At 70.6% G+C, this 6,906-nt stretch carries 6 protein-coding genes; 5 read left to right on the forward strand and 1 reads right to left on the reverse strand.

The window, feature by feature from the left end:
- Position 1 precedes the first annotated feature (1 nt).
- Complete coding sequence (mtnA, locus tag ACFVJX_RS20410; protein ID WP_384135920.1) at positions 2-1,147, reverse strand: S-methyl-5-thioribose-1-phosphate isomerase; 1,146 nt, start codon at positions 1,145-1,147, stop codon at positions 2-4.
- A 140-nt stretch (positions 1,148-1,287) separates the two neighbouring features.
- Between mtnA and ACFVJX_RS20415 the strand changes: the two genes are divergently transcribed.
- Genes ACFVJX_RS20415 through ACFVJX_RS20435 form a run of 5 tightly spaced genes read left to right on the forward strand, consistent with a single transcriptional unit; the run spans position 1,288 to position 6,724 of the window.
- The gene (locus ACFVJX_RS20415) at positions 1,288-2,490 is read left to right on the forward strand and encodes a hypothetical protein (RefSeq protein WP_384135919.1); all 1,203 of its coding nucleotides are present in this window, start codon (positions 1,288-1,290) and stop codon (positions 2,488-2,490) included.
- A gap of 4 nt (positions 2,491-2,494) precedes the next feature.
- Positions 2,495-3,184: a DUF4129 domain-containing protein gene (locus ACFVJX_RS20420; RefSeq protein WP_384135917.1), complete on the forward strand. Its 690-nt coding sequence runs from the start codon at positions 2,495-2,497 to the stop codon at positions 3,182-3,184.
- On the forward strand, positions 3,181-4,404 hold the full coding sequence (locus ACFVJX_RS20425) for a DUF4350 domain-containing protein (protein ID WP_384135916.1): 1,224 nt from the start codon (positions 3,181-3,183) through the stop codon (positions 4,402-4,404). The genes ACFVJX_RS20420 and ACFVJX_RS20425 overlap by 4 nt, the downstream gene beginning before the upstream one ends.
- The gene (locus tag ACFVJX_RS20430; protein ID WP_384135914.1) at positions 4,401-5,402 is read left to right on the forward strand and encodes an AAA family ATPase; all 1,002 of its coding nucleotides are present in this window, start codon (positions 4,401-4,403) and stop codon (positions 5,400-5,402) included. Before ACFVJX_RS20425 ends, ACFVJX_RS20430 begins: the two co-directional genes overlap by 4 nt.
- Before the next feature lie 11 nt (positions 5,403-5,413).
- A complete protein-coding gene (locus tag ACFVJX_RS20435) occupies positions 5,414-6,724 on the forward strand; it encodes a DUF58 domain-containing protein (RefSeq protein WP_384135913.1) in 1,311 nt (436 codons plus the stop codon).
- Positions 6,725-6,906: the final 182 nt, after the last annotated feature.

Consider the following 6,906-nt stretch of genomic DNA (forward strand, 5'->3'; position numbering starts at 1 on the left):
ATTAGCTAATCGTTATCTGCGATGATCTGGCACACAGCTCTGCCAGTCCGACCCCTGTGACCGGGGAGATTACGCCCTCTTCCGTGACGATGGCCGTGATCAGCTCCGACGGCGTGATGTCGAAGGCCGGGTTGTACGCCGGGGATCCCGGCGGTGCCACGACCACTGCACCCGCTTCCCGGCCGGAGAGCCCACCCTGCGGGAATGTGACCTCCGTCACTTCTCGAGCGGGTCTCTGTTCCACCGTGATCGCCGCCCCGTCCGCGGTGCCCAGATCCACGGTCGTGGTCGGTGCCACCACGATGAACGGTACGTGGTGATACTTCGCGAGCACCGCCAGCGGATAGCTCCCCACCTTGTTGGCCACCGATCCGTCCGCGGCGATGCGGTCAGCACCGATGAGTACGGCGTCCACCTCTCCCGCGGCGAACAGCGACCCCGCGGCGTTGTCCGTGAGCACGCTGTACGGCATGCCGTTGCGTGCAGCCTCGTACGCGGTCAGCCTGGCCCCCTGAAGCAGCGGCCGGGTCTCGTCCACCCACAGCCCCCTCAGCCGGCCCGCCCGGTGTGCCGCGAGCGCGACGGCGAAGGCGGTGCCCTCGCCTCCCGAGACGAGCGCCCCGGTGTTGCAGTGGGTCAGCAACTGATGCGCGCCCCCGGGCAGCAGCTCATCGAGGAGGGTGAGCCCGAACCGCGCCATACGCCCACTGGCCACGGCATCCTCCCGGTGCAGCGCCCTGGCCTCCGCCAGCGCCTCCGCAGCCGCCCGCTCCGGACCCGCTCCCTTGTCGAGCGCCGCCCGGTACGCCCCGGCCGCACGCCGCACGCCGTAACCCAGGTTCACCGCGGTGGGCCTCGCCCCTGCCAGCAGCCCCGCGGCCGCCGCCACGTCCTCACCCCGTGCCGCGGCCAGAGCCACCCCATAGGCTCCCGCGATGCCCAGCAGCGGTGCTCCCCGCACCGCCAGCGTCCGGATCGCCTCCACCAGCGCGGGCACATCGGCACACACCAGCTCGGCCTCCTCCGCCGGCAACCGCGTCTGGTCGAGGAGCACCAGCTCGGGACCTTCCGGAGGCTCGTCCCAGCGAAGTACGGGAAGCGCCGAAGGGGCGGTGCCCACCGGCGGTTGTGCGTCCTGATCAGCCATCCACCCAGTCTGCCCGGTAAGCGGCCCGCACATGAAGGGACGAAGGAGATAGAGCGCCAGGCCCGGACAGGTGCAACGCGTGGCACGATGGCTGCCAACCTGACGCCCCGATGAGCGGACAGGACCGTTAAGGAGCGAGAATGAACGACACTCCGGGCTGGGCCTCGCCCGGATCTGCCCCCTCCGACGATCAGGAGGCAGGCATTCCCCGGCCTTCCGAGCCTGTCGACGGCAGCGGACCTGCGGGAAACTGGTCTTCCACGCAGCCGCCCGCAGGGCAGTGGTCCCCGCCGAGCGGTTCCGCCCCCGGCCCCGGCGCACCCCCTCCCGCCCCCGGCTGGGGCGGTCGTCCCACGGGGCCCGGCTGGGGCGGTCGTCCGCCTGCGGCGAAGCCCGGCGTCATCCCGCTCCGGCCGCTGGGGACCGGCGAGATCCTCGACGGCGCCGTATCCACCATGCGCGCCCACTGGCGCACGGTCCTCGGCATCACGCTCACCGTCTCCGTGATCGCCCAGACCGCGATCATCCTGGTCCAGCGATACCTGCTGCCCGAGCCGCCGTCCGTCGACTCGAACGCCACGGGATCGGAGGCCCTGCGGCAGGAAGCCGACGCGCTCCAGTCCAACCTGTCGAACAGCGCCCCGACGCTGCTCATCACCATGCTCGCCACGATCTTCACCACAGCGGTGCTGACCGTCGTGATCAGCCGCTCGGTGCTCGGCCGTCCCGTCACCCTCTCCGACGCGTGGGCCGAGGCCCGGCCCAGGATGCTCCCGTTGCTGGGGCTGACGGTGCTGCTGGCCCTCATCGCAGCAGCCATCATGACCGCCGGTCTCCTTCCAAGCTTCCTGCTCGGCGGCACGGCCGGTGTCGGGCTCGCCTTCCTCACCCTTCTCGCCGCATGTGTCGGGCTCGTCTGGCTGATGGTTCGCCTCTGCCTCGCCTCCCCGGCACTGATGCTGGAGCGGCAGTCGATCACCGCGTCGATGCGCCGCAGCGCCAAACTGGTCCGCGGCGCCTGGTGGCGGACCTTCGGCATCCTGGCCCTCACCTGGCTGCTGACGATCATCGTGGCCCTGGTGGTCGGCATCCCGTTCGGCATCATCGCGATGGTGGTGGACGGCGGCGGCATGAGCGCGTTCCTCACCGACGGCCCCAACAGCTTCGGCTGGCCGTACCTGATCGTCTCCGGCATCGGCGACGTCGTCGTCTCGACGATCACCTACCCGCTCTCCGCGGGTGTCATGGCGCTGCTCTACGTCGACCAGCGCATCCGACGCGAGGCACTCGACCTCGACCTCGCCAGGGCAGCGGGCCTGCCGGGCTACGACGACAGGAGCTGACACGGTGTCGGGGGCGGGTGGCACAGCGGCAGCACGTCTGCTGGTCCGGGCTGGCGGCGACATACCCGTGGACACCCCGAGGGATCCCGCCCGCGAAGCGGCGAAGCACGAGCTGTCCAAACCGATGTACCACGAGAACGATCCGAACCTCCTCAAGCGGGCCCTCGACCACCTGTGGACGTGGATCGGCGACCTCCTTTCGTCCGCATCGGGCGCCGCCCCCGGCGGCCCGGTCGGACTGGTCGTGCTCGTACTCATCGCCCTCGCCCTGCTCGCCGCCCTCTGGTGGCGGCTCGGCACCCCGCAACGCGGGACCGGGCCGACGAACGCCCTCTTCACGAACGGCCCCCGCAGCGCGGCGGAGCACCGCACGGCCGCCGAGGCCCACGCAGCCGCCGGCCGCTGGAACCAGGCGGTCCAGGAACGGATGCGCGCCATCGTCCGCGCCCTCGAGGAACGGGCCCTGCTGGACCCACGCCCCGGCCGCACGGCCGATGAAGCGGCGGCGGAAGCCGGTCTCCCGCTCCCCGAACACGCCGGGGAACTGCGATCGGCGGCCCGGCGGTTCGACGACGTCACATACGGAGGCCGCACCGCCGACCGCCAGGTGTACCTGGCCATGGTCGCCCTTGACGTCGGTATCGAGTCAGCAAAGCCGCAGCTGACCGGCGCGCTCCAGGGAGCTACCGGATGACCGTGGCCACCGCGCCCTCCACCTCGGCCTCCCCCACCCCTCGTCAGATCTGGAACCGCACACGTGGGCTGCTGCTCGCCGTCCTCGTACTCGTCGCCGCCGGAATCGCCCTGGCGGCCACCCACTCCGGCGACCGGCACGGACGCCTCGACCCCCGCTCCGCGGACCGCTACGGCAGCCGGGCGGTCGCCGAACTCCTCAAGGAACAAGGCGTATCCGTCCGGGTCGTCACCACCCTCGGTGCCGCCACCTCCGCGGTCGGCCCCGACACCACTCTGCTCGTCACCACGCCCGACCTGCTGACACCGAACCAGCAGACCACGCTCCGCGCCGCGACATCTGACGCCGCGGGCCGGACCGTACTCCTCGCCGCCGGTCCTCCGTCCGTGAACACCCTGGCCCCAGGCGTCCGTACCGAGTCCTCCGTACCCGTGATCACACGCGCCCCTCGGTGCTCCCTGGACGCGGCCCGGCAGGCCGGCACCGCCGAGACCGGTGGTGTCCGCTACACCTCGGACACCCTCGACACACTCGACTGCTACCCGGCCGACGGGCTTCCCTCTCTGCTGCTCCTCCGGCAGCCGGCAGCGGGTGACACCGTCCTTCTCGGTTCCCCCGACATGCTCTACAACGACCGCCTGGACAAGCAGGGCAACGCCTCGCTGGCCCTTCAACTCCTCGGTTCCCACCCGCATCTGGTCTGGTACCTCCCCTCGCTCGATGACCCCTCCGCCTCAGCCGGCGGCAGAGGCAAGGACGGCGGCACGGATGACGACAGCACGGGCGGGAGCAGCTTCATCGATCTGATCCCCTCCGGCTGGCTGTGGGGCACACTGCAACTGGCGCTCGCGGCCGCGCTCGCCGCCGTCTGGCGAGCCCGCCGTCTGGGCCCCGTGGTAGCCGAACGGCTGCCCGTCGCCATTCGCGCATCCGAATCCACCGAGGGCCGCGCCCGCCTCCATCGCAAGGCCAACGCACGCGACCGCGCCGCCGCCTCACTGCGTCACGCAGCCCGCGCCCGTATCGCACTCCTCGTAGGCGTCTCCCCGAGGGACGCCCACTCCCCCGCATCGCTCCTGCCCGCCGTCTCCGCACGCCTCTGCACGACCGGCAACGGCCTCCACGACCTGGTCTTCGGCCCGGCTCCTTCCGACGACGCCGCGCTCGTCCTTCTGGCAGACCAACTCGACGCCCTCGAAAGAGAGGTTCGTACCTCATGACCGCCCCGCCCCCAGTTCCCTCCGGGACAACCGAGACCGTCGGGAACGACGGCACGGCCCGCGCCTCCCTGGAAGCGCTGCGCTCGGAGATCGCCAAGGCCGTAGTCGGACAGGACCCGGCGGTCACCGGACTTGTCGTCGCGCTGCTCTGCCGAGGTCACGTCCTGCTCGAAGGGGTCCCGGGCGTGGCCAAGACCCTGTTGGTCCGAGCTCTCGCGGCGTCGCTCGAACTCGACACCAAACGCGTTCAGTTCACCCCGGACCTGATGCCGAGTGACGTCACCGGATCCCTCGTCTACGACGCACGCACCGCCGAATTCTCCTTCCAGCCGGGTCCGGTCTTCACTAACCTCCTACTCGCCGACGAGATCAACCGGACTCCTCCCAAGACGCAGTCCTCACTCCTGGAGGCAATGGAGGAGCGACAGGTCACCGTCGACGGAACCCCGCGCCTGCTTCCCGACCCCTTTCTCGTAGCAGCCACCCAGAATCCGGTGGAGTACGAGGGCACGTACCCGCTTCCGGAAGCCCAGCTGGACCGCTTCCTGCTCAAGCTCACGGTGCCGCTGCCGTCCCGCGAGGACGAGATCAGCGTCCTGACCCGTCACGCCGACGGCTTCGACCCCCGCGATCTGAAGGCAGCGGGCATCCGCCCGGTCGCCGGCCCAGCCGACCTGGAAGCGGCCCGTACCGCCGTCGCCCGCACCAGCGTCTTCCCCGAGATCGCCGGCTACGTCGTGGATATCTGTCGTGCCACGCGCGATTCCCCCTCGCTCTCCCTCGGGGTCTCCCCCCGAGGTGCCACCGCTCTGCTGGCCACTGCCCGGGCCTGGGCCTGGCTCACAGGCCGCGACTACGTCATTCCGGATGACGTGAAGGCCCTGGCTCTCCCCACGCTCCGCCACCGCATCCAGCTACGCCCGGAGGCGGAGATGGAAGGTGTCACCCCCGACTCGGTCATCACCGCAGTCCTCGCCCAAGTACCCGTACCGCGATGAGGCGGTGAATCGTGGCCCTCACCGGACGCACCGCGCTGCTCGCCGCTCTGGGGTCACTCCCCGTAGGCGTTCTGGCCCCGAGCTGGACGGGAATGCTCGCGGTCAACGCCCCGCTGTCTCTGGCAATTCTGTGCGACTACGCCCTGGCCGCGCCAGTACGACCGCTCCAGTTCACCCGATCTGGTGACACAAGCGTTCGACTCGGTGACGGCGCGGAAGTGCAACTCACCGTAGTCAATACTTCCCGTCGCCGGCTGCGCGCGCACCTCCGTGACGCCTGGCCTCCGAGTAGTTGGCTCCCCGGCACGGAGCGGCCCGGCTCCCGCCACAGACTGGCGATCCCGCCCGGCGAACGCAGGCGCATCACCACGTTCCTGCGCCCCACCCGACGTGGGGACCGCCATGCCGAGCAGGTCACCGTCCGCTCATACGGTCCGATGGGGCTCGCGGCACGCCAGGGGAACCACCAGGTGCCGTGGACGGTCCGGGTCCTTCCCCCGTTCACCAGCCGCAAGCATCTGCCGTCCCGGCTCGCGAGACTCCGCGAACTCGACGGCCGCACAAGCGTCCTGACCCGCGGGGAGGGCACGGAGTTCGACAGCCTGCGCGCGTACGTCCCCGGTGACGACACCCGCTCCATCGACTGGAGGGCCACCGCCCGTCAGTCCGCAGTCGCCGTACGGACGTGGCGGCCCGAGCGAGACCGCCACATCCTGGTCGTCCTCGACACAGGCCGTACCTCGGCGGGGCGTGTCGGAGACGTCCCTCGTCTAGACGCGGCGATGGACGCGACTCTCCTCCTGGCCGCTCTCGCCACCCGGGCCGGCGATCGCGTGGACCTCCTCGCCTATGACCGCCGCGTGCGCGCCCGCGTTCAGCGCCGGGCAGCGGGGGAGGTCTTGGCTGCGATGGTCGACGCGATGGCGCCACTCGAACCGGAGCTGGTGGAGACGGATGCCCGAGGTCTCGGCGCGGCGGCTCTGTCGAGCGCCCCCAGCCGTTCCTTGATCGTGCTTCTGACCAGCCTCGACACGGCCCCCATCGAAGAGGGCCTGCTTCCGGTCCTCTCCCGCCTGACTCAGCGCCATACCGTGCTCCTGGCGGCCGTCAGCGACCCGCACATCGAGGAGATGGCCGGCGCGAGAGGCACAGTGGACGCGATCTATGAGGCGGCTGCCGGTGCCCGGGCCAAGGCGCAGCGCCGAAATACGGCGGAGCAGCTCCAGCGTCGCGGCGTCGTGGTTGTCGATGCCACCCCGGATGCGCTCGCGCCGGCTCTTGCCGACGCCTATCTGGCACTCAAAGCAGCAGGTCGCCTGTAGCGGGGGCCGGTGTCACGCCGCATCAGACACTGCGATGGATGAGGACGCGCCACGGCCGTCCTCATCCATGCCCTTGCGCATTCTGGCCCGGAACGCAGAAAAGCCCCGTGCCACAAGGGCACGGGGCTTAACTATCAAAAGGAGTTCGGCGGCGTCCTACTCTCCCACAGGGTCCCCCCTGC

The organism is Streptomyces sp. NPDC127177 (genome assembly GCF_042672475.1).
In the GTDB taxonomy this organism is placed as follows: domain Bacteria; phylum Actinomycetota; class Actinomycetes; order Streptomycetales; family Streptomycetaceae; genus Streptomyces.

What these genes read in the sequence shown, in the direction of transcription:
- mtnA (WP_384135920.1), bottom strand. Translation starts at nt 1,147, where the DNA reads ATGGCTGATCAGGACGCACAACCGCCGGTGGGCACCGCCCCTTCGGCG.
- ACFVJX_RS20415 (WP_384135919.1), top strand. Translation starts at nt 1,288, where the DNA reads ATGAACGACACTCCGGGCTGGGCCTCGCCCGGATCTGCCCCCTCCGAC.
- ACFVJX_RS20425 (WP_384135916.1), top strand. Translation starts at nt 3,181, where the DNA reads ATGACCGTGGCCACCGCGCCCTCCACCTCGGCCTCCCCCACCCCTCGT.
- ACFVJX_RS20430 (WP_384135914.1), top strand. Translation starts at nt 4,401, where the DNA reads ATGACCGCCCCGCCCCCAGTTCCCTCCGGGACAACCGAGACCGTCGGG.